Annotated in this window: 24 protein-coding genes and 1 pseudogene; 10 read left to right on the forward strand and 15 right to left on the reverse strand. The window is 63.6% G+C overall.

Annotated features, from left to right (window positions below; genetic code table 11):
• Positions 1-6 precede the first annotated feature (6 nt).
• The 6 genes from JJC00_RS23175 to JJC00_RS23200 all read right to left on the reverse strand — a co-directional run bounded on the left by JJC00_RS23175 (position 7) and on the right by JJC00_RS23200 (position 5,477).
• The gene (locus JJC00_RS23175) at positions 7-651 is read right to left on the reverse strand and encodes a DUF47 domain-containing protein (protein WP_200468238.1); all 645 of its coding nucleotides are present in this window, start codon (positions 649-651) and stop codon (positions 7-9) included.
• Between the two features lie 156 nt (positions 652-807).
• Positions 808-1,776, reverse strand: coding sequence for a branched-chain amino acid ABC transporter permease (locus JJC00_RS23180; RefSeq protein WP_200468239.1), 969 nt, complete (start codon positions 1,774-1,776; stop codon positions 808-810).
• A gap of 1 nt (position 1,777) precedes the next feature.
• Entirely contained in the window at positions 1,778-2,641 is an 864-nt protein-coding gene (locus JJC00_RS23185) for a branched-chain amino acid ABC transporter permease (protein WP_027535195.1), read from the reverse strand.
• 72 nt (positions 2,642-2,713) lie between these two features.
• Complete coding sequence (locus tag JJC00_RS23190) at positions 2,714-3,934, reverse strand: ABC transporter substrate-binding protein (RefSeq protein ID WP_200468240.1); 1,221 nt, start codon at positions 3,932-3,934, stop codon at positions 2,714-2,716.
• A gap of 48 nt (positions 3,935-3,982) precedes the next feature.
• Complete coding sequence (locus tag JJC00_RS23195) at positions 3,983-4,729, reverse strand: ABC transporter ATP-binding protein (protein WP_200468241.1); 747 nt, start codon at positions 4,727-4,729, stop codon at positions 3,983-3,985.
• On the reverse strand, positions 4,722-5,477 hold the full coding sequence (locus tag JJC00_RS23200; protein WP_200474204.1) for an ABC transporter ATP-binding protein: 756 nt from the start codon (positions 5,475-5,477) through the stop codon (positions 4,722-4,724). The genes JJC00_RS23195 and JJC00_RS23200 overlap by 8 nt, the downstream gene beginning before the upstream one ends.
• Before the next feature lie 337 nt (positions 5,478-5,814).
• Here JJC00_RS23200 and JJC00_RS23205 point away from each other — a divergent pair, with 337 nt between their 5' ends.
• The gene (locus tag JJC00_RS23205; RefSeq protein WP_200468242.1) at positions 5,815-6,231 is read left to right on the forward strand and encodes a hypothetical protein; all 417 of its coding nucleotides are present in this window, start codon (positions 5,815-5,817) and stop codon (positions 6,229-6,231) included.
• Here the strand turns inward: JJC00_RS23205 and JJC00_RS23210 are convergent.
• Positions 6,228-6,593: an ArsC family reductase gene (locus tag JJC00_RS23210; protein ID WP_200474205.1), complete on the reverse strand. Its 366-nt coding sequence runs from the start codon at positions 6,591-6,593 to the stop codon at positions 6,228-6,230. The genes JJC00_RS23205 and JJC00_RS23210 overlap by 4 nt on opposite strands.
• Positions 6,594-6,698: 105 nt before the next feature.
• Here JJC00_RS23210 and JJC00_RS23215 point away from each other — a divergent pair, with 105 nt between their 5' ends.
• From JJC00_RS23215 to JJC00_RS23225, 3 genes are all read left to right on the forward strand, one after another.
• Positions 6,699-7,070, forward strand: a complete 372-nt coding sequence (locus JJC00_RS23215) for a tRNA-binding protein (protein ID WP_200468243.1) — start codon at positions 6,699-6,701, stop codon at positions 7,068-7,070.
• 196 nt (positions 7,071-7,266) lie between these two features.
• Entirely contained in the window at positions 7,267-7,899 is a 633-nt protein-coding gene (locus JJC00_RS23220) for a TetR/AcrR family transcriptional regulator (protein ID WP_200468244.1), read from the forward strand.
• Positions 7,900-7,902: 3 nt separating this feature from the next.
• On the forward strand, positions 7,903-8,685 hold the full coding sequence (locus JJC00_RS23225; RefSeq protein ID WP_200468245.1) for a sulfite exporter TauE/SafE family protein: 783 nt from the start codon (positions 7,903-7,905) through the stop codon (positions 8,683-8,685).
• 2 nt (positions 8,686-8,687) lie between these two features.
• Here JJC00_RS23225 and JJC00_RS23230 read toward each other — a convergent pair whose 3' ends face one another.
• The 7 genes from JJC00_RS23230 to JJC00_RS23260 form a co-directional block, all read right to left on the reverse strand.
• Positions 8,688-9,392 carry a glutathione S-transferase family protein gene (locus JJC00_RS23230; RefSeq protein ID WP_200468246.1) on the reverse strand — a complete coding sequence of 235 codons (705 nt, stop codon included), beginning with the start codon at positions 9,390-9,392 and terminating at the stop codon, positions 8,688-8,690.
• Positions 9,393-9,473: 81 nt separating this feature from the next.
• Positions 9,474-9,617 carry a hypothetical protein gene (locus JJC00_RS23235; RefSeq protein ID WP_200468247.1) on the reverse strand — a complete coding sequence of 48 codons (144 nt, stop codon included), beginning with the start codon at positions 9,615-9,617 and terminating at the stop codon, positions 9,474-9,476.
• Positions 9,618-9,734: 117 nt separating this feature from the next.
• Positions 9,735-10,400 carry a DUF429 domain-containing protein gene (locus JJC00_RS23240; RefSeq protein ID WP_200468248.1) on the reverse strand — a complete coding sequence of 222 codons (666 nt, stop codon included), beginning with the start codon at positions 10,398-10,400 and terminating at the stop codon, positions 9,735-9,737.
• 8 nt (positions 10,401-10,408) lie between these two features.
• A complete protein-coding gene (locus tag JJC00_RS23245) occupies positions 10,409-11,593 on the reverse strand; it encodes a serine hydrolase domain-containing protein (RefSeq protein ID WP_200468249.1) in 1,185 nt (394 codons plus the stop codon).
• A 90-nt stretch (positions 11,594-11,683) separates the two neighbouring features.
• Positions 11,684-12,376: a GNAT family N-acetyltransferase gene (locus tag JJC00_RS23250; RefSeq protein WP_200468250.1), complete on the reverse strand. Its 693-nt coding sequence runs from the start codon at positions 12,374-12,376 to the stop codon at positions 11,684-11,686.
• A gap of 4 nt (positions 12,377-12,380) precedes the next feature.
• Positions 12,381-12,728, reverse strand: coding sequence for a Lin0512 family protein (locus JJC00_RS23255; RefSeq protein WP_200468251.1), 348 nt, complete (start codon positions 12,726-12,728; stop codon positions 12,381-12,383).
• Positions 12,729-12,934: 206 nt separating this feature from the next.
• Positions 12,935-14,599 (reverse strand): acetolactate synthase large subunit, encoded by a 1,665-nt coding sequence (locus tag JJC00_RS23260; RefSeq protein WP_200468252.1) that lies wholly within the window; start codon positions 14,597-14,599, stop codon positions 12,935-12,937.
• Positions 14,600-15,529: 930 nt separating this feature from the next.
• Here JJC00_RS23260 and JJC00_RS23265 point away from each other — a divergent pair.
• The 6 genes and pseudogenes from JJC00_RS23265 (at position 15,530) to JJC00_RS23290 (ending at position 20,922) form a co-directional block, all read left to right on the forward strand.
• On the forward strand, positions 15,530-15,832 hold the full coding sequence (locus JJC00_RS23265; RefSeq protein WP_200468253.1) for a hypothetical protein: 303 nt from the start codon (positions 15,530-15,532) through the stop codon (positions 15,830-15,832).
• A 112-nt stretch (positions 15,833-15,944) separates the two neighbouring features.
• On the forward strand, positions 15,945-17,687 hold the full coding sequence (locus tag JJC00_RS23270) for a type I secretion system permease/ATPase (protein ID WP_200468254.1): 1,743 nt from the start codon (positions 15,945-15,947) through the stop codon (positions 17,685-17,687).
• Positions 17,684-19,003, forward strand: a complete 1,320-nt coding sequence (locus JJC00_RS23275; RefSeq protein ID WP_200468255.1) for an HlyD family type I secretion periplasmic adaptor subunit — start codon at positions 17,684-17,686, stop codon at positions 19,001-19,003. Before JJC00_RS23270 ends, JJC00_RS23275 begins: the two co-directional genes overlap by 4 nt.
• Positions 19,004-19,013: 10 nt before the next feature.
• A complete protein-coding gene (locus JJC00_RS23280) occupies positions 19,014-19,943 on the forward strand; it encodes a hypothetical protein (protein ID WP_200468256.1) in 930 nt (309 codons plus the stop codon).
• A 117-nt stretch (positions 19,944-20,060) separates the two neighbouring features.
• Positions 20,061-20,480: pseudogene (locus JJC00_RS23285) on the forward strand (GNAT family N-acetyltransferase); the annotation flags it as partial.
• Between the two features lie 55 nt (positions 20,481-20,535).
• Entirely contained in the window at positions 20,536-20,922 is a 387-nt protein-coding gene (locus tag JJC00_RS23290; protein ID WP_200468257.1) for an ester cyclase, read from the forward strand.
• An 18-nt stretch (positions 20,923-20,940) separates the two neighbouring features.
• On the opposite strand, the gene JJC00_RS23295 is transcribed toward JJC00_RS23290, so the two are convergent.
• Positions 20,941-22,167 carry an MFS transporter gene (locus JJC00_RS23295; protein ID WP_200468258.1) on the reverse strand — a complete coding sequence of 409 codons (1,227 nt, stop codon included), beginning with the start codon at positions 22,165-22,167 and terminating at the stop codon, positions 20,941-20,943.
• Positions 22,168-22,182 lie beyond the last annotated feature (15 nt).

The following is a 22,182-nucleotide window of genomic DNA, read 5'->3' on the forward strand; positions in this document are numbered from 1 at the left end:
CCTGCCCTAAACTTGCTCGATGACGATGCTGTTGATCTCGTTCGCGACGTCGTCGAAGCGATCGGCGACCTTTTCGAGATGGTCGTAGATCTCGACGCCGACGATGAAATCCATCGCATTGCCGTTGCGATGCTTGTGGAACAGCTCCTTCAGACCGATGTCGTGGAGGTCGTCGACGCGGCCCTCCAGCTTGCCCAGCTCTTCCGTGATCGCCGACAGCATCGCGACGTTCGGGCCGATCGATTGCATGAGCGGCAGCGCACGGCCGACCAGATTGGCGCATTCGATCAGGAGCCCGCCGATCTCGCGCATCGGCGGCTCGAAGCTGCGAACCTCGAACAGCATCACGGCCTTGGCCGTCTGTTGCATCTGGTCGATGGCGTCGTCCATCGAGGTGATGAGATTCTTGATGTCGCCACGGTCGAACGGCGTGATGAAGGTGCGGCGCACCGCCGTCAGCACCTCGCGCGTGATGTTGTCGGCGTCGTTCTCGAACTGGTTGACGCGCTGGCAATAGACCGGCGTCTCCTCGCCTCCGTTGAGCATGCCCTGAAGTGCAATCGAACCCTGGATCACGGTCTGGGCGTGGCGGTCGAACAGGTCGAAGAACCGTTCTTCCTTGGGCAGGAACGCGCGAAACCATCGCATCATGGGGATAGGCTACCGGTTGGAAATGGCCCGGCCCGAACGGGCCGTCATAAAACTGTCATAGACCATTTTCGCTCCACGCGCGTGTCATCTCACGCCCGCGAAGCCGGCTCATCCACCGCTTTCACGCACCAATCAAACTGCTGCGATATCAATGATTTAGAGCGACCGCCGGAAGTAATGGGCGACTTCGCCAACGACGCCGCGGCGGAAGGTGAGCACACAGATCACGAAGATCGAGCCCTGGATCACCGTCACCCACTGGCCGAAGCCGGCCAGATATTGCTGCATGGCGATGATCGCGAAGGCGCCGACCACCGGACCGAAAATAGTGCCGAGACCGCCGACCAGCGTCATCAGCACGACCTCGCCCGACATCGACCAATGCACGTCGGTGAGCGAGGCGTTCTGCGCCACGAACACTTTCAGCGCGCCGGCAAAGCCTGCCAGCGTCCCCGACAGCACGAACGCCAGGAACTTGTACTGGTCGGTCCGGTAGCCGAGCGAGATGGCGCGCGGCTCGTTCTCGCGGATCGACTTCAGGACCTCGCCGAACGGCGAGTTGATGATGCGGTAGATCAGCAGGAAGCCCGCGAGGAAGCCGACCAGCACGACATAGTAGAGCACGGTCGGCTTGGACAGGTCGAGGACGCCGAACATGTGCCCCTGCGGAATGCCCTGGATGCCGTCCTCGCCATGGGTGAACGGCGCCTGGAGGTAGATGAAGTACAGCAGCTGCGACAGCGCCAGCGTGATCATCGAGAAATAGATGCCCTGGCGGCGGATCGAGATGTAGCCGGTGATGAGCGACAGCCCGAATGCCGCAGCGATACCAACGAGGATGCCGAGCTCGGGCGGCAACGCCCATACTTTCAGCGCGTGCGCGCTGCAATAGCCGGCGGTGCCCATGAACATCGCGTGGCCGAACGACAGCAGACCGCCATAGCCGATCAGAAGATTGAAGGCGCAGGCGAGCAGCGCGAAGCACAGGGCCTGCATCACGAAGAACGGATAGACTCCCGTAAAGGGCACCGACGCGAGCAGCAGCGCCATCACCGCGAACACGATCATCTCGTCCCGCATCGCGCGCGGGGTCATCGGCAGCGTGTCGTCCGTCAAGGCTGTCATATCAGGCTGCCCTTCCCGTCAATCCCGTTGGCTTCACCAAGAGCACCAGCACCATCAGCACGAAGACGACGGTGTTGGAGGCCTCGGGATAGAAATATTTGGTCAGTCCCTCGATCACACCGAGCGCGAAGCCGGTGATGATGGAGCCCATGATCGATCCCATGCCCCCGATCACCACCACCGCGAACACCACGATGATGAGGTCGGCGCCCATCAGCGGCCGGACCTGGTTGATCGGTGCCGAGAGCACGCCGGCGAGCGCCGCGAGGCCGACGCCGAGGCCGTAGGTCAATGTGATCATGCGCGGCACGTTGATGCCGAAGGCGCGCACCAGCGTCGGATTTTCAGTGGCGGCACGCAAATAAGCGCCGAGCCGCGTCTTCTCGATCAGGAACCAGGTCGCAATACACACGACCAGCGAGAAGATGACGACCCAACCGCGATAGACGGGTAAGAACATGAAGCCGAGATTCATGCCGCCCTTGAGCTGGTCCGGAATGGCGTAAGGCATGCCGGAGGAGCCAAAGTAGTTCTGGAACACACCCTGCACGATCAGTGCGATGCCGAAGGTCAGCAGCAGGCCGTAGAGATGGTCGAGCCCGGTCAGCCATTGCAGCATGGTCCGTTCCAGGATCATGCCGAAGATGCCGACGATGATCGGCGCCAGCAGCAGCGCCCACCAGTAATTGATGCCGCCGAGGTTCAGCAGGAAATAGGCGACGAAGGCGCCCATCATGTAGAGCGCGCCATGGGCGAAATTGATGATGTTGAGCATGCCGAAGATGACGGCGAGCCCGAGACTGAGCAACGCGTAGAACGAGCCGTTGATCAGTCCCACCAGTAGCTGTGCGTAGAGAGCCTGCATCGATCCAGCACCCAGTCCCTTCGGCGTTCCCAAAGTAGCGCCCGCCGGTGAGCTGCCGGCGGGCTGTTGGTCTTACTTCTTGAGCAGCGCGCACTTGCTCTCAGAGAGCGGCGTGAAGGCCTGGTCGCCCGGCACCGTGCCGACGAGCTTGTAGAAGTCCCACGGTCCCTTGGACTCGGAGGGCTTCTTCACCTCGAACAGATAGGCATTGTGGATGGTGCGACCGTTGGGCTGGATCTCGCCCTTGCCGAACAGATCGTCTTCCGTCGGCATCGACTTCATCTTCTCGACGACCTTGACGCCGTCATGCGGATTGCCGCCGAGCGCGTCCAGCGCCTTGAGATAGTGGCGCACGCCGGCATAGACGCCCGCCTGCACCATGGTCGGCGGAGCGCTGCTCTTCATCTTCGCCGAGAACCGCTTGGAGAAGGCGCGGGTCTGGTCGTTCATGTCCCAGTAGAAGGTCTCGGTGAAGTTCAGGCCCTGCGCGGTTTCCAGACCGATCGCCTTGACGTCGGTGAGGAACAAGAGCAGCGCCGCCAGCTTCTGGCCGCCCTTGACGATGCCGAACTCGGCAGCCTGCTTGATCGTATTCGTGGTGTCGCCGCCGGCATTGGCAAGGCCGATGATCTTGGCCTTGGAGGCCTGCGCCTGGAGCAGGAAGGACGAGAAGTCCGGCGTGTTGAGCGGATGCTTGACGCCGCCGACGACCTTGCCGCCGTTGGCGGTGATGACGGCGGTGGTGTCGCGCTCGAGCGCCGCACCGAAGGCGTAGTCCGCAGTCAGGAAGAACCAGGTGTCGCCACCGGCCTTCACCAGCGCCTGGCCCGTGGTGTGCGCCAGCATGTAGGTGTCGTAGGTCCAGTGCACGGTGTTGGGCGAGCACTGCGCGTTGGTGAGGTCGGAGGTCGCCGCCCCCGAATTGATGTAGACGCCGTTCTTTTCCTTCACGACGTTGTTGACGGCGAGCGCTACGCCGGAATTCGGCACGTCGACGATGATGTCGACCTTGTCGACGTCGAACCACTGCCGCGCGATCGCGGTGCCGATATCCGGCTTGTTCTGGTGATCGCCCGAGATGATGTCGATCTTCCAGCCCTTGCCCGCGAGGCCGGAATCTTCAACAGCCATTTGGGCTGCGAGCGTCGAGCCGGGCCCACCGAGGTCGGCATAGAGACCGGACTGATCGGACAGCGCACCGATCTTGACCGTCTTGTCCTGCGCGAAGCTCGCGCCAGCGGTGGTAACGGCCAACGCAGTGCCGAGCAACAACGATGCAATCGACTTTTTCATGCTACTTCCCTCGTGAATCTTCTCGTGACCGTCCGGCCCTTGGCCGTCCTAGACGCCGAGATAGGTGTGGAGCTTGTCCATGTTGGCGGCAAGCTCCGCATTGGAAAATCCGTCAATGATCTTGCCGTGCTCGACGACGTAATAGCGGTCGGCGACGGTGGATGCGAACCGGAAGTTCTGCTCGACCAGAAGGATCGTAAAACCTTCCTTCTTCAGCCGCGCAATGGTGTGACCGATCTGCTGAATGATGACCGGCGCGAGACCTTCGGTCGGCTCGTCCAGCATCAGGAAGCTGGCGCCGGTGCGCAGGATGCGCGCGATCGCGAGCATCTGCTGCTCGCCGCCTGACAGCTTGGTGCCCTGGCTGTTGAGCCGCTCCTTCAGGTTCGGAAACAGATCGAAGATCTGTTCGAGCGGCAGTCCGCCCGGGCGCACCACCGGCGGCAGCAACAAATTCTCCCGCACGTCGAGACTGGCGAAAATCCCCCGCTCCTCCGGGCAGAACGCGATGCCCATGCGCGCGATCTTGTCGGAGGTCGCGCGGATGACGTCCTGGTTGTTGAATTTGATCGAGCCGGCACGTTTGCCGATGATGCCCATGATCGACTTTAGCGTGGTCGTCTTGCCGGCGCCGTTGCGCCCGAGCAGCGTGACGACCTCGCCTGCGTTCACGTCGAAATTGATCCCGTGCAGGATATGGGACTCGCCGTACCAGGCCTCCAAGTTGCGGACCTGGAGGATGTTGCCACCGGTTGCGGTCTTCGCCGGAGCTTCGGCCATTGCAGTCTCAGGCATGACCGGCTCCCAAATAGGCTTCCTTGACGCGCTCGTCCTTGGTGAGCTCGCTGTAATGGCCTTGCGCAAGCACCTGCCCGCGCGTCAGCACGGTGATGATGTCGGAGAGATTGGCCACCACGCTCAAATTATGCTCGACCATCAGAATGGTATATTTCGCCGAGATGCGCTTGATCAGCGCCGCAATCTTGTCGATGTCCTCGTGGCCCATACCGGCCATAGGCTCGTCCAGAAGCATCATCTCCGGGTCAAGTGCGAGCGTGGTTGCAATCTCGAGCGCACGCTTGCGTCCATAAGCCATCTCGACTGCCGGCGTATTGGCGAACTCGCTGAGGCCGACATCGTTCAGCAACTCACGCGCACGATCGTTGAAGCGGTTAAGCACCGACTTGGAACGCCAGAAATCGAAGGAGCTGCCGTGCTGGCGCTGGAGCGCGACACGAACATTCTCCAATGCGGTCATGTGCGGAAATACCGCCGAGATCTGGAATGAACGTACCAGCCCTAAACGAGCGACGTCGGCGGGCGCCATCGCGGTGATGTCCTGTCCCTTGTACAGGATTTTCCCGGCAGAAGGTTTGAGAAACTTGGTCAGAAGATTGAAGCACGTCGTCTTGCCGGCACCGTTCGGGCCGATCAACGCGTGGATACTCCCACGGCGAACCTTGAGCGCAACGTCGCGGACGGCGAAGAAGCCCGCGAACTCCTTGGTCAAGCCTTCCGTTTCGAGAATGAACTCATCGGCCAAACAGATTTCCCCCTGCCCGCACAATGCGCGTGGCTGTCCTTGTTGCTTCGGCTTTCCGGGCATGGAGCCTTCCCGGAACGCCGCCTCCGGGCGCGGAATATGCCGGAGGTGACGGGGGTTAGGCAAGGCGGAAAGCTGAGCAGGTCAGGGCTCCGGCCGGGAGTCTTATGCTCCCTTAGTTGGAGGTGTTGTGATGTTGCGCCTGCCGGCCTTCCGGTTCGCAAGACACCGGTCATCAAGCCGTCGTTAACGGTCTTTGGTCCCGCGCGCCAGCCTTCATCAAAAATTTTCCCGCGGCAGCGATCATGCGCGGGTTTCATTCGCCGGGACTATTGTTTTGGATTTCGCCAGTGCCGCTCCCTCCGTCGTCAAGTCGATCAAGCAGCGTGACCTGCTCAACACGTGGCTGCGACTCTATGCACGCCAGCAGACTGCGCCGGCGATCTGGGAGTATCAGCCCGCGCGACTCGAGGAAGAGCTGTCCGATCTCATCTATTACACGGTGGACGATTCGACACCGACGCCGCGCCTGACCATCCAGAGCGAGGGCACGCGGATCTCGCGCGCCTACGGCCATACCGGCAAGGGAATCCTGCTGGAGGATTATGTCGGGCCGCGGCTCGCGCCCTTTGTGATGCCGGCGTATCACGAATGCGTCGCGCGCGGGCTTCCGGTCTACAGCGTTGCGGACGTCGTGGAATTCGCCGACCAATCCGGCCCCGGCGTCACCGCCGAGATCATCGAGCTGAATTAGCTCTTGCGCGATTTGGCGCCGACTTCCTTGTCGTAAATATCCGGCTTGAAGCCGACCAGGAGCTTGCCGCCGATTTCGAGCACCGGCCGCTTGATCATCGATGGTTGCGCTAGCATCAGCGCCAGCGCCTTCTTCTCGGTCAGACCTTCCTTGTCGGCATCGGGCAGCTTCTTGAAGGTGGTGCCGGCGCGATTGAGCAGCGTCTCCCAGCCGAGCTTGTCGCTCCATTGCTTGAGCTTGTCCTTCTCGACGCCGGCGGCCTTGTAATCGTGGAACTCGTAGCTGACGCCATTTGTATCGAGCCAGGCGCGCGCCTTCTTCATGGTGTCGCAGTTCTTGATGCCGTAGATGATGTTGGGCAAGACGTCCTCGCGCATGCGTCGCAATGTGCTGTGCGTTGTACGAAACTCCGCTTCGCGCGACAATATTGCCAACGACGCTTTCGACCTCTTCCGAACGGACACATTATGCACGTCACCCACGATCCCGCCGCATCCGCCTCCCCGACCATCGACTTCAACACGTTCCTCGCGGTCGATATCCGTGTCGGCACCATCGTCGATGCAAAACCGTTCCCCGAGGCGCGCAAGCCGGCCTGGCGGCTGTGGATCGACTTCGGCCCGGCCATCGGCGTGCGCAAGAGCTCGGCGCAGATCACCGAAAACCATCCGATCGAGACGCTGGTCGGTCAGCAGGTCGCGGCCGTCGTCAATTTCCCGCCGCGCCAGATCGGACCTGTCGTCTCGGAGGTGCTGACGCTCGGCTTCCCCGATGGCGACGGCAAGGTCGTGCTGATGCAGCCGAGCAAGCCGGTGCCGAACGGCGGGCGGCTGTTCTAGCGGTCGCCTTCGGCGGCCGACCGCCCATCGCTTCATCCTCCGGTTTCATCGGCCCCAACGGCCGGGACTTGACCAATATCGCTTTTGCCAATATAAATGACTGACTAATCGTTTTTTATTATGGCGTTCCAATTTTGGTAACTCCCCGCAATTCCTTAAAAACGATCGATCTGTCAGTTATTTATGGACGGGACGGATGCCCAAGATCAGCGACAAGAAGCGTGAAGACCGGCGTCAGCAGATTCTCGAAGCCGCGCTCGCCTGCTTCTCGGACAACGGATTTCACCAGACCGGCATGGCCGACATCGTCAAGCGGTCGGGCCTGAGCCACGGCGCGGTCTATCTCTACTTCCAGAGCAAGGACGATCTGATCGAGGCGCTCGCCGACGACCGGCATCGCCGCGAGGCCGTCCTCAACTCGGTCGCGCAAGGCTCCGGCGATCCGATCGAAGGGCTGCACGCGCTGGTGCGTATCTATGCGCAATGGCTCACCGATCCCGCCGGCGAAGCACGGCGCCGCGTCGGCATTCATGGCTGGGCCGAGGCGCTGCGCAACCGCCGTGTCCGCACCAGTGTCGTCGAAGGCATCGACCTGCCGCGCGCGCTGATCGTCGCGCTGGTCGAACGCGGCCAGCACGACGGCCTGATCAAGCACGATCTCGGCGCCGATGCGATCGCGCGCGTGCTGGTCGCGATCTTCCAGGGCTTTGTGCTGCAAAAATGCTGGGGCGAGGATTTTGACGTCGCAGCCTGCATGGCGACTGTGGCCGGCGTGATCGACGGCTTTCGTAAGACCAAGCCCGATATCAAGCGACGAACGAGGACGTGAGCGATGTCGGGGATCCACGACCTCCTCGCCGGCGCCGGCGTCGGTCTCATCGGCGGACTGACCTCGGGCTTCATGGGCACGAGCCCGGGCGGCGGCCTCGTCATCTTCGCTGTGCTGTTGCTCGGCGCGGAGCAGCACGTCGCGCAAGGAACGTCGCTGATCACGCAGGTCCCGCCGACAGGCCTCGCTGGCGTACGTCGCTATTGGCACAGCGGCAATCACAGCCCCTTGCCATGGATCCTCTGGATCGGCCTCGGATTTCTTATCGGCGGCGCGGGCGGCGGTTATGCCGCGGCTGCCGTGCCCGACGCCGTCCTGCAATGGACCTACGTTGTCTATCTGGTCGCGCTGATTGCCCTCCTTATCCTGCGTCGTGACCGCAAGGACGGCAGTCGCGGCGCCGATGATCGGGACCAACTTCCCTGGCTTCCCCTGCTCCTGATCGGCGGGCTTGCGGGCTTTTCCTCCGGCTTCATGGGTATTGGCGGCGGGCTCGCGATTACGGTCGGCCTCGCCGCCGGACTGCGCGTGCCGCAGCATCAGGCCCAACTCGTCAGCCTCATCTTCTCGGTCATCCCGACCAACATCCCAGCTGCCTGGATCTACTGGAGCAAGGGACTGATGGTCGGGTGGCCGGCCATCATCGGCATCGTTGCCGGCCTCTGGATCGGTACCGATCTCGGCGCCCGCGCGGCCAACGGAGTCAGCAAGGCGGTGCTGCGCCGAACCATGATCGGGCTTGTCGCGCTGATGGCGCTCTACATGAGCTACAAGGCGCTGAGCTAGATTCACGGACGTTTTGGAATATTCAATCCGCGCTCAACTGCAGGCCTCGCCAGCCCGCGTTCGAGCCAGGCACCAACCGACTTGAACTGACTGAATCCGACGAGATCGCCGGCGCCGTAGAAACCGATGAGATTACGCACCCAGCCGAGCATGGAAATGTCGGCGATGGTGTAGTCGTCATCCATGAACCAATGCCGGCCGGCAAGATGCGTCTCCATCACGCCAAGCAGGCGTTTGGCCTCGCTGACGTAGCGATCGCGCGGCCGCTTGTCCTCAAAATCCTTGCCGGCGAATTTGTGGAAGAATCCGACCTGGCCGAACATCGGCCCGATGCCGCCCATCTGGAAGTGCACCCACTGGATGGTCTGGTAGCGCCGCGCAGCATCCTGCGGCAGCAGCTTGCCGGTCTTCTCTGCGAGATATTGCAGGATCGCACCGGACTCGAACAGCGGCAGCGGTCTGCCGCCGGGGCCGTTGGGATCGAGGATTGCCGGGATCTTGCCGTTCGGATTGAGCGAGAGGAATTCCGGTGTCTTCTGGTCGTCCTTGCCGAAATCGACGAGATGGACTTCGTAAGCTAGCCCGATCTCCTCCAGCATGATCGAAACCTTGACGCCGTTCGGCGTCGGCAGCGAATAGAGCTGGAGTAACTCCGGATGTTTGGCAGGCCAGCGCTTGGTGATCGGAAAGGCGGACAAGTCAGACATCGGCACCCCGGCTTCGTGCGTGAGATGCCGCCTAATCTAGGCGGGCCATCGAACGACGCAAGGCCGAGTCATTCAGCCGGATTACAACGGCCGCAGCAGATGATTGGTGGTGTAGGCGGCATCGCGCAGGGCGCACTGCTCGATGAAGAGCTGCCCGGTGACGAGCAGTGCTCCAACGAAAACGAGCGCGAGCATCGCAGTCGCGAACTGACTGGTATCGTTCATCGCACGAGCTTCTTTCAATTCCGTTCGCACGAGGAACGCCGGCCGGCCATCGCCAGTTCCTGCATGGTTCAAATAAATTGCCGCTTTTTCCCGACCGAAACTCTGCCGGCCACCACCTCAGTAATTGATCTCCATCCGCAGGCCACGCGGATCGATCTCATCCCTGCCAACGCGCTGCGTGCTGCCGCGCGCCGCGACTGCGCAGGCGCAGGCATCGATGAGATCATCGCGGCCGATACTGGTGCCATGGCGTTGCGTGAGCCATTTCGGCAAGCGCGTAAGGCCATGTTGCACCAACAGCGCGATGCGTTGCTCGCGACCTTTGGCCGATGTCTTCTTCCCAAGCAGGGCTTTCCCTGCAAGATTCCAGAAGATCAATTCCGGATGTGCCTCGCCGATCGTCGCCTGCCGCGCCGGCGTCATGATCTCGTCGACCTCCCTGATCTTGTCCCTGATGTTCCAGAGCTGCGCAGAGACGCCCCTGCCCTTGCCCTCGTGCTCCCAATAGTGGCGATTGGCCGCCGTCATATCGGGAAATGTCCAGAGATCGCGGCGGGCCCCGAGGAAAACAGCGGGGCCCACCAATTCGCGCGCGCGCAAATCGCACGTCCGGTAACCTTCGGTCTTCAACCCGATCGGCATGTCGATCATCGCACGCGCATGCGGCATCGCGAGCAGACGCGTGAGGTCCGGCGAATAGTCGAAGCCGTGATCGCCGCGATCATCGATCCACGCGGCAACCCAGCCGAAGCGAAATCCGTCGAGACCGAGATAGTTCGGCACGCCCGCGGTCAGCCTCCGACCGCCCGGTAGGCCAGGCGCTTGAACTCGAAGAAGAACGGATTCCAGAAACCCATATGGCGCTGGGCCATCAGGACACCGGCGGTATTGGCCTCAGGGCAGATCCACCAATGGGTGCCGGCGAGCCCGCCCCACTGGAATTCGCCCGTGGAATTCGGAGGATCGAACTGCGTCGGCGCGAAGGTCACGGCGCCGCCGAGGCCAAAGCCCTTGCCGGGCATCGGCCCGAGATTGGCAAAGCGGATGGTCTCACCCGCTGGCAACTGGTTGGTCATCATCAGCCGCAGCGTCTCCGGCTTCAGCAGCGCGTCCGGCCCGGGCAACAGGGCGCGCACCAGCGCGAGCATATCCGGCAGCGTCGAGACCAGTCCGCCGCCGCCCGACAGCCGCGGGAACGGCCGCCGATAGGCCTGCGGGTAAGGCAGATTGTCGGCGCGGGTCAGGCCGGGCTTCGTCGGATCGAGCACGTCGGCGCCGGTGTAGTGCGCAACCAGCCTGCCCTGCCGTGCTTCAGGCACCGAGAAGCCGGTATCGGTCATGCCGAGCGGATCGAATATCCGCGCCTTGAAGAAGGCGTCTAGCGGCTTGCCCGAGACGACCTCCACGACGCGACCGAGCACGTCGGTCGCCACCGAATATTCCCAGCTGGTGCCGGGATGATAGGACAGCGGCAGATCGGCCAGCTTGTCGATCATGTCGGTCAACGGCGTCAGCGGGTTGAGCACGCCCGCCGTGTTGTAGCCTTTGAACAGCACCGCGCCGGGATCGAAGATGCCATAGCTGAGACCCGACGTGTGGGTCAGCAACTGGCGGATCGTGATTTGGCTTTTCGCGGGCTCGACATCGACGAGGCTCGAAGCGCCCTGCTTCAGCACCTTGCGATTGCCAAGCTGCGGCAGGAATTTCTCGATTGCGTCATCGAGCCCGATGCGGCCCTCCTCGACCAGCAGCATAATCGCGGAGGTGACGAAAATCTTGGCGTTGGAGAACGCGCGGAAAATGTGGTCCGGCCGGAGCGCCGCCTTCGCCTCGCGATCGGCAAAGCCGACACATTGCTGGTCGACCACCTCGCGTCCGCGCAGCACTGCCCAGGACACGCCAGGCACGATCTCCTGATCGACGTAGCGCTGCATCGCTGTCCGTGCTGCGGAAAAATCTGGCGTCCTGGCGTCCATAAATAGGCTCCTCCACGAATTGGTCGCGATGGATATAGCAACGAATCGGCCGCTGGGAAGCCCGTTCGACCTCCTCGCAGCGCCGGGCCGTCATCCCTGCTTCATGAACGCCGTCACGTGCAGACGACGGCGGATGCGCATGCCCTGGCGCTGATAGAGCGCAATGGCGGACGTGTTGTTCGAAAACACGTGCAGGAACGGAATCTCGCCGCGCGCCTCGATCTGGCGCGCGACCGCGGCAAGCAGCGCCTGCGCGTAGCCGCGCCCGCGATAGTCGGGATGGACGCAGACCGCCGTCATCTCGACGAACTTGCCCGGCTTCATCCGCTCGCCCGTCATCGCGACCAGCTCTCCGCCAGCGCGAATGCCGAGGAACGTGCCGAGCTCATGCGTTCGCAACGCGAACGGCCCGGGCTTGGTCAGCGCCGTCAGCGCCATCATCGCCGGAACGTCGGGCTGACCGAGCCTCACGATCTCCGCGTCGCGCAACGGGCTGTCCGCGGGCGATCCGATCATCTGCTCGCCGGTTTCGGCCAGCACGACCTGGAAGCCTGAGGGAACATCGACCGGCTCTGGCGTGAAGAGCGCGGCGACTTGCGAGCCGGACATGAGATCGCCGAGCGCGGCAAAGCTTGCCGCCGACATGTCGGCCATGTCGGCGAATGGGGTCATGTCCACGGGATAGCGCAGCGCGCGGGGGCCGCCTTCGGCCAGATGCTTATGGCTCGTCGTCAGCGCGCTCCAGATCGGACGATCCAGCAACGCTTCATCGCTGTCGGACACCGGCCTAGTCCTTGTCGAAACTAACGATGACGGCGGCGTTGGCTATGAGGATGGGGTCGTTGGCCACTTCCGTGGCCGAGGGAATCTCCAGTCCGCCCTTGACCGCGGTAACGGTCACGGTGCCGTAGGGAAGCTCCTTGGCAACCGCCTCCTTGTCGACGGCCTCGGGATTCGGCACGCCGATGGTGACGTCGACAAACATGTCGTTCGCGGTCTTGTCGATCATCCGGAAGAAACCGAGGCTCGAATGCCGGATCGCATCCGACACAGCGCGCTTCGCCGCCTTGGTGGCGTCCCTGCCGTGAACGTCGACGCCCATGCCCATCTCGGTAACACAACGAACGCGAGTCATTCGATATTCCTGTGGTTGGTTGGATTGGGAGTGTCGGCGATCAGGGTTTGCGACACAAGTGCGGTTGGCATTTTCAGGCACGGTCTCCACCACAAGCTCCGTCATTGCGAGCGCAGCGAAGCAATCCAGACTGCCTCCGCGGCGGGATTCTGGATTGCTTCGCTGCGCTCGCAATGACGATGTCGAGACAGTCGTGGCTCATCAACTCAAGTCTTCGTCGTCTCGTGCGCCCGCAGCTCATCGACCAGCACGCGCACGTTCTCGGAATAGTCGATCGGGATCGCGACCAGGTGCAGGCCGCCCTCCTTGAAGGCGGCATCGAGCGTCGGACCAAAGCTGTCGATGCTTGCGATACGATGGCCCTTGGCGCCATAAGCCTTGGCGTAGAGCGCAAAGTCGGGATTGCCAAAGGTCATGCCGTAATCGGCAAAATGGTCGACGGCCTGTTTCCAGCGGATCATGCCGTAGGCGTTGTCCTCCAGCACCAGCACGACGAGATTGAGCTTGAGGCGAACGGCGGTCTCCATCTCCTGGCTGTTCATCATGAAACCACCGTCGCCGGCGACCGCGAGCACGCGGCGATCGGGATAGAGCATCGCGGCCATCATCGCCGACGGCAGACCGGCGCCCATCGTCGCCAGCGCGTTGTCGAGCAGCAGCGTGTTGGCGACGCGGGTGCGGTAGTTGCGCGCGAACCAGATCTTGTACATGCCGTTGTCGAGCGCGACGATGCCGTTCTCGGGGATGACCTGGCGAATGTCGTGCACGATACGCTGCGGCGTCGGCGGCCAGCGCGTCTCGGTGGCGCGGTCGGCGATGTGGCTGAGGATCTCCTCGCGCAATGGCAACAGCGCCGCCGCCTGCGGCAGCTTGCCTTCGAGCCGGTCGGCCAGAAGCTCCAGGCTTGGGCCGACGTCGCCGACGACCTCGGCGTCGGGAAAATAGACCTGCTCGACGCTGGCCGAGGTGTAGCTGACATGAATGACCTTCGGCCCCGACGGCCCCATGATGAAGGGCGGCTTCTCGATCGGGTCATGGCCGATCGCCACGATCAGATCGGCGGCGTCGATGGCATCGTGGACATAGTCACGCTCGGACAGCGCCGCGGTGCCCATATAGAGATTGGTGCCGCCGGGAACGGTGCCCTTGCCCATCTGCGTTGTGAAAAAGGGAATGCCGGTACGCCGCACGAAACTCGCGATGCCGTGGGTCGAACGCGGCCGGCTGGTCGCCGCGCCCATCATCACCAGCGGATGCTTTGCCGCCAGAATCATCTCGGCGGCACGGTCGAGTGCGGCGCGGTGCGCGACCGGAATCTCGATCGGATGGATCGGAATCACGGGGGTGGCCGGCACCTCGTCGCCCGCGATGTCTTCGGGCAATTCCAGATGCACCGGACCCGGACGCTCCTCCATCGCCACACGGAAGGCATCGCGCACCACGGTCGGGATCGAGGAGGCGCTGATGATCTGCCGCGAGAGCTTGGTCAGCGGCTTCATGGTCGCGACCACGTCCACGATCTGGAAGCGCGCCTGCCGACTGCTCATGATCGGCTTCTGGCCGGTAATGAGGATCATCGGCATCGCGCCGAGATGCGCGTAGGCTGCGCCGGTCGACAGATTGAGCGCGCCGGGGCCGAGGGTGGAGAGGCACACGCCGGGTTTGCCTGTCAGCCTTCCATGGGTCGCGGCCATGAAGGCAGCCGCTTGCTCGTGGCGGGTCAGGATCAGCTCGATTTTGGAGGTTCGCAGCGATTCAACCAGATCAAGGTTTTCCTCGCCGGGAACACCAAAGATGCGATCGACGCCTTCGTTCTCCAGCGCCGCGACGAACAGGTCGGATCCCTTCACTTTGCGTTCCTGTTCACTCATGTCGCCTCCGCTTGCTGCTGGCTCCCGTGTTCCGGGGCGGCCCATGGTAGCGGTCTGAGGCGCATGCACAACTCACAAAGAGGCGCATAGCCGCATCAACACCGTCCTTGCGAGCGCAGCCGCTTTTTCAACTTGCACGACCGTCGCAGACACGCCTTCGCATCCGCGCGGCGCATTGCGCCCGAGCTTTGCTTCGTGTTTCACCCTCCATTGAAAGAGGGCGCAGGGAAGAGCGGGAGCCGGCTGGCTCCCATTGACCGCTATGCCATGAGTAGATTGCGCTACACTGCACAGCGGGTAACAGGGCAGCCGGAGGCATCCCGGCCTTCCCTGCGTAGTGGTTTGACAGCTTATGTCGTGCTCTCCCCGGGGAGCGATGCACTATTGCCCCCGTCGTCTCGCAGATGACTGACACGAGGGCCCGGTTGAGCCACACGCATCACCACGAGCCTTGACGCACAGACCCCGGGCGCCAGGACCACACGATTTCGCCGTACGCAGATCACACCGGTCGTGCGCGCGACGGCTTTGCTCACGGTCGCCCGCCCTGCAAAACCCTTCGCGCCGATGTGACCCACGTCCACCGCCGCCCGGCCCGCGTTCGTGACGATCGCGATACGCCCTCTTCCTTGGGCCGGAGTGAGCGAAACATACGCCGTTTCCGAATTTCGGTAAAGTGGAATATTTTTGGCGGCCGGTATCGACCAAGGGACGGCGTGTTTTGCCCGTCGGGCACGCAAGCTCTCGTAGCCCCGATGGAACGCAGCGTAATCCGGATCTCCATTCTGCGCCTCCGGCGCCCGAAGTTCCTCGCCCAATAAATCAGCACGAAATGGCCGCATGTGAGTCCGCAACCTTTCGGCGCCGGCGCGACTTCTTGGGCAGCGACTATTCTGTCGCGATCTCAACTGCCAACCCAAAGGAGTTCACATGGCTCTTCTCGGAAACCTGCTCGGCACGGTCGATGGCCTGCTCGGAACAGCAACGGGTGCGCTGTCAGGCAGCGCCGATGCAGGTGGAAGTGTGACGGCCGGCGCCAGCAGCTCGGTCGATCTGTCCCACACGCTCGACGTGGGCGCGCTGATCGAAACCAATCCCAGCATTGACGTCTCCGCGTCGGGCCTTGCGGGAACCGGCGGCATCGATGCCTCGATCTCCGCGCCGACGGCGGTCGGCCTCAGTGCCGATGTCGGTCATCTCGATGTCGGTGGCCTCCTCCACGGGCTGGTCTGAGCCAACTTTCCAATGACGAATATGTGGCGTGGGGCGGTCTGCCCCACGTCACGCTTCGCGCAAGCCGCCAGCGTCCCGGCGCAGATTTCTTTTATACCTTGAGGACATTCAGATGGCGGCAGCACTTTCGACCGTCGCGGATGAGGCGGCAGAGCCGCCGTATCGGCGCGGCGACGACGTCCGGGACGCATTGCTAAAACTCTGGCCGCATTTCCTCTGGGCCGGACTGTTCTCAAGCGCGATCAACCTGCTCTATCTCTCCTCACCGCTCTATCTGATGCAGGTCTACAATCGCGTCCTGCTTAACGAAAACATCGCTACCCTTGTCCTTCTCACCCTCATCCTCGCCATTGCGCTCCTGACCATGGCCGGGCTCGACGCGGTGCGCGCCTGGATCCTGATCCGCTGCGGCATCCGGCTCGACATGGAGCTGTCGACGCGGGTGTTCGAGGCGCTGGTGGTGCGATCGGCCGAGCGCGGCGCTTCGCGAGGCGCGCAGCAATTACGCGATCTCGACCAGTTCCGCACCTTCGTCACCGGGCCTGGCATCTATTTCGCGTTCGACCTGCCCTGGATTCCGATCTACCTGCTGCTGCTGTTCTTTATCCATCCCCTGCTCGGCCTCGTCGCCACCATCGGCGCGCTGCTGCTGCTCGGGCTAGCGGGCGTGAACGAAGTTCTGACCCGCTCGCCGATGAAGCACGCCGAGTCCTCCGGCAACCAGTCTTACGTCTTCACCGAGAATGTCCTGCGCCATGCCGACGTGATCCGCGCCATGGGCATGCAGCCGGCGGTCGAGCGCAACTGGCAGAGCCAGCGCTCAGCGATGCTGGTGCAGCAGGCGATCGCCAGCGACAAGAACGCGGTGATGACGTCGTCGATCCGCTTCTTCCGCCTGCTGCTGCAGTCCCTGATGCTCGGCACCGGCGCCTGGCTCGCGATCGATCACGCCATCACGCCTGCAACGATTTTCGCCGCCAGCATCGTCATGGGCCGTGCGCTGGTTCCGGTCGAGCAGGCGGTCGGCACCTGGAAGCAGTTCATCGGCGCGCGCGATTCCTACACGGAGGTGCGCAATCTGCTTGCGACCGTGGACCTGACCGTGCCGCAGACCATCGTGCCGAAGCAACGCAATACGGTCGAGGTGCGCGAGCTTGTCTGCGAATTGCCGTCGCGGCCTGAGCCGGTGCTGAAAGGTCTGTCCTTCGAGCTCGCCGGCGGCCAGGCGCTCGGCATCGTCGGGCCGAGCGGTTCGGGCAAGAGCACGCTGGCACGGCTCCTGGTCGGCGCGATGGCGCCCGCCGCCGGGCGCTTGCGCTTCGGCGGCCTCGACTACAATCATTGGGACCCCGTCGAATTCGGCCGTCATGTCGGCTACCTCCCGCAGGATGTCGGCCTGTTCGCCGGCACCGTCCGTGAAAACATCGCGCGTTTCGGCGACGCCTCGACCGACGAGATCATCGACGCTGCGATCCGCGCCGGCATCCACGACATGGTGCTGGATCTGCCCCGGCAATACGACACACGGCTCGGCGTCGGCGGCGTCGGCCTGTCAGGTGGACAGCGCCAGCGGCTCGGCCTGGCACGCGCTCTACTTGGCCGCCCCCCGCTGCTCGTGCTCGACGAGCCCAACGCCAATCTCGACGCACCCGGCGAGGAGGCGCTGAAGGCCGCACTGCTCGAGGCCAAGGCCGGCGGCGCCGCCGTCATCGTCATTACCCACCGCACCACGATCCTCGACATCGTTGACGTCATGATGGTGATCCGCAACGGGATGCTCGACATGCTCGGCCCGCCCGGCGAGGTCTATCAGGCCTTGCAGCAGCAGGCAGCCGCGCGGGCGGCCGCATCATGAGCACCGCGACCTATATCGCCGACCGCGAGCGCGCTTACTATGCGCGGCCGGGACGTCCGGCGCTGGTCGGCGCCATCGTGGTCGGCGCGTTTGCCTCGGCGATGACGCTGTGGGGCACCCTGGCGCCAATCTCGGGGGCGGCGATTGCCAGCGGCAATCTCCAGGTGGAAGGCCGGCGCCAGAGCGTGCAGCATCCCTATGGCGGCGTCATCCGCCAGCTTCTTGTGCGCGACGGCGCCCATGTCGAAAAGGGACAGCTGCTGCTCGTGCTCGACGACAGCGATCCGCGCGCCAAGCTCGACGTGCTGGTCGCCGATCGCGATGCCGCCCGAGCGGCGGAAGCGCGGCTGATGGCCGAGCGCGACGACCATGCAGCGCCGGACTTTGGCATCGATCCCAAGGATGCAAAGCCCGCTATGCGCCAGGCGATGGCGAATGAGATCGCGATGATGGCCGCGCGAAAACACCAGTTCGAGGCCGAGACATCCGTGCTCAAGGGCAAGATCGCCGAGCTGAATGCGCAGATCGGTGGCACGCAGGCGCAGCTCACCGGCACTGAAAAGCAGCGTGAGCTCCTGACCGACGAGATGAACGGCGCGCAGCATCTGTACGAACAGGGCTATACGCCGAAGACGCGGATCCTGGCGCTGCAGCGCGAGGACGCCAAGCTCCAGGCCGATATCGGCGCGCAGCGCGCCAACATCGCCGGCATGCAGCAGCAGATTTCGCAGAGTGACGCAGAGATCGCCAAGGCCGAGCGCGCCCGGATGAGCGAGATCACCGACCAGCTCCGCTCCACCGAGAACAAGCTCGCGGAACTCGCGCCGAAGATCGACGCCGCAACCGATGTCGTGACGCGCGCACAGATCCGGTCGCCCGCGACCGGCTCGGTGGTCGGGCTCGACGTTTTCACGGAAGGCGGCGTGATCCAGCCGGGCGCAAAGCTGATGGATATTGTGCCGTCGGACAATCCGCTGATCGTCGATGCGCAACTCAAGCTGTCCGACATCAACGACGTCACCGTCGGCCGCCGCGCCGAGGTCCGGCTGACCGGCGTCAACTATATTGAGCGGCCCCGCCTTTACGGCACCGTGCGAACGGTCTCGGCCGACCGCGTCACCAACGACAGGGCCGGCGGCCCCGGCTATTACGCGGTCGAGGTCTCGCTGGAGCCGGACGACGTCAAGAAGTCGCGCATCGAACTGCAATCGGGCATGCCGGCTGAGGTGATCGTGCCGACGCGACCGCGCACGCTATTCGAATATCTGTTCGGTCCGCTGCGCGACGAGCTGACCCGTGCCTTCCGCGAACGCTGAGGAGGAGCCAATGGCTGCATCCGAGCAGAACAACCGCCGCGCCGAAAAGGCGGAGATCGCCCGCCACATCACGACGGAAGAGACGATTGCGTTCATGACCGCGCTGGTCGCCTTCCTGAAGGAGGCCGAGGCCGCCGGGCATCATGGTGGCCACGATGCGCAGCCGCCGCCGTTCGACGTGCCGCCCCCGCCGGCGCATGCCAGCGATCCAGCGCGCGCCGAGGTGACACCAGGCGATCATCAGCCCGCCTCAGGCGATCAGCATGCCGATGTGAGCGTGCCGCCCACGAGTGAGACCTCGACGACACTTCATGTGGATGGGACCAGTGGCGACATCCCGCATGCCGATGGAAATACCGATGTCGCTGCCATCACGGACAGCCCGGTCAACGCGACCGTCCCGATTGGTAGCCACGCTCCCGTTGCGTCCGATCATGCCACAGAAGCCGCTGGCGGCTCCGCTCACGCCGACATCGCGACGTCCGCGTCCATCGATCCATCATCCTCGCTGCACGATCTCGGCAGCACGATCACGAACTTCGTCGACACCTCGCTGTCCGCCGTCTCGCACACGCTCGACAGCCTGAGCACGACGGTGTCGCAGCTGACATCCACGGTGACCGGAACGATTGGCCAACTCACCGACAGCGTCACCGGTCTCCTCGGCGGCCTGCTGCATTCCGTCGGAAGTGACGTGCACGAGGCTTCCTCCCCCGATTTGTTCAGCGCGCTGGTCACGGATATCGTCAGCACGCCGCTGGCGTCGCCCCATGACAGCTCGACGACACACGTCGATATCGGCGGCCTCGACACCGCCGGCGCGGTGCCGATGGCGGCGCTGCCGCCGGTGACGCTGCATCTTGGCTTTCTCGGCCAACCGACCGATGGCCACGATCTGCACGACGGCGCGTTCTCGGCGCTCGGCGTGCATCATTTTTAGATGAGATGCACTCGTGGCCCGGGTGGATTGACCAGCTCGCGATATCTGACTAAAGTCAGATAATGCTCGATCCCATCTCCCGCGTCCGCCGCTTCAACCGTGCCGTGACCTCCGCCGTCGCGCTACTGCCTGAAGGAATATTACGCGGAGCTCGGCCGCCGCTTCAAACAGGGCTTTGACGTCTCGCTGTCGCGCGACCCCAATGCCAAGGACATGCGCCGGCCGCGCGGCGGCTTCATCGTGGCGATGTCGGATACGCTGCCGATCGGCTGCGTCGGCTTGAAGGGAACGGATCACTTCTATGCCGAGATCAAGCGGCTGTGGGTCGCGCCCTCCGCGCGCGGATTGGGCCTCGGCAAGCGCCTGATGGAGGCGGCCGAGGACGCCGCACGCACACTCGGCATCGCGCTGCTGCGGCTCGACACCAATAGCGCGCTGCCGGAAGCCGGCCAGCTCTATCGCACCACCGGCTGGCGCGAAATCCCGCGCTTTAACGACGACCCCTACCCGGACCTGTTCTTCGAAAAGCGTCTGTGAGCGGCGCGCCGATTTCCCTGCGTCCGCGTTGGGCTCGGTACGCAGGAGTATCGCCATGACCGGGGCCGAGCTCGCCGATATCTATCGCGACTACATCGCCTGCCTGAACCGGCAGGATTGGCCTGCGCTCGGCCAGTTTGTGCATGAAACGGTCGACCACAATTCGCGACCGCTCGGGTTGGCAGGCTATCGCGCGATGCTGGAGCAGGACTTTCGCGAGATTCCGGACCTGCGCTTTGACATCGAGCTGTTGATCTCCGAGCCTCCCAACATCGCTGCCCGGCTGAAGTTCGATTGCACCCCGATCGGGACATTCCTTGGCCTCGCCGTGAATGGTCGGCGCGTGTCCTTCTGCGAAAATGTCTTCTACGAGTTCCGCGACGGAAAGATCCGCCAGGTGTGGTCGGTCATCGACAAGGCCGCGATCGAGGCGCAGCTCTGAGGCTGCGCCTCATTCTCGTCATGCCGCCACTGGTGCTGGCGCGGGTTGAGCTTGCGTCTTCGGGAACGGGCGGAACGTCATCGCCATAAGGAACGCGCCTAAGCCCATCGCCCAGGAGCCGATATAGAGCCAGGCATAGCTGGAGAACGCATCGTAGATCAGGCCGCCGGCGAGCGGGCCCGTCGCCATGCCGAGGCTGCCGGCCATCGCGGTGCCGCCGATCACGGTGCCCATCATCTTGAGCGGAAAGTTTTCGCGGACGATCACCGCATAGAGCGGCATGGTGCCGGCATAGATGAAGCCGAACACGGTTGCGACCATGTAGAAGGTCGTGAGCTCATGGGCGAAGACATAAGCGAGCGCGCCGAAGGCTTGCGCGAGCAGGCCCGAAACCAGCACGCGCTTGGCGCCGAGACGATCGCCCATCAGACCGAAGGCGATACGGCCACCGAGACCGGCCAGCCCCTCGACGCTGTAGATCGTCACCGCCGAGATCAGCGGGATGCCGCAGCTCACGGCATAGCTGACGGTGTGGATGATCGGACCGGAATGGGTGGCGCAGCAGAAGAAATTGGTGGCGAGCAGGATGATGAATTGCGGCGAGCGCAGCGCTTCGCCCACCGACATCTCGGCTTGCGGGCCGCCCCCGCCCGTTGCCGCGACCGGCGCATGCGCCAGCGCCGGCGGACGGCGGACCAGGAGCGCGACCGGGATCATGATGACAGCGACGACCAGCGCCACGATCTGCATCGCGGTACGCCAGTCGTGGTTGGAGACGAGCCAGGCCGCGAATGGCGCCATCGTCATCGGCGCCACGCCCATGCCGGCGGATACCAGCGACACCGCGAGGCCGCGTTGGGTATCGAACCAGCCGGTGACCGTCGCCATCATCGGCGCGAAGATCGCCGCGCAGGAGGCGCCGACCAGCAGGCCGAACACGAACTGGAACACGATGAGCGAGGTCGCATGGCTCGCGGCGAACAGGCTCAGCGCCAGCACGGTCGATCCCGTCAGCACCACCGGCAGCGGACCAAACCTATCCGTCAACGTGCCCCAGGCCATGCTGGTGAAGGCCATCGCCAGGAAGCCGATCGTCATCGCGCTGGAAATGCCGGTCACCGACCAGCCGGTGTCCTTGGCGATCGGCTGAAGGAACACCGGCAGCGAAAACATGCCGCCGATCGCGACACAGCCAAGCAGGCCGCCAGCGGCGACGATCACCCAGCGATAAGAGGAACCAGTCATCGTTGTCTCCCGTCA

Origin of the sequence: Bradyrhizobium diazoefficiens (assembly GCF_016616885.1) — a bacterium.
Classification (GTDB): Bacteria; Pseudomonadota; Alphaproteobacteria; order Rhizobiales; family Xanthobacteraceae; genus Bradyrhizobium; species Bradyrhizobium diazoefficiens_F.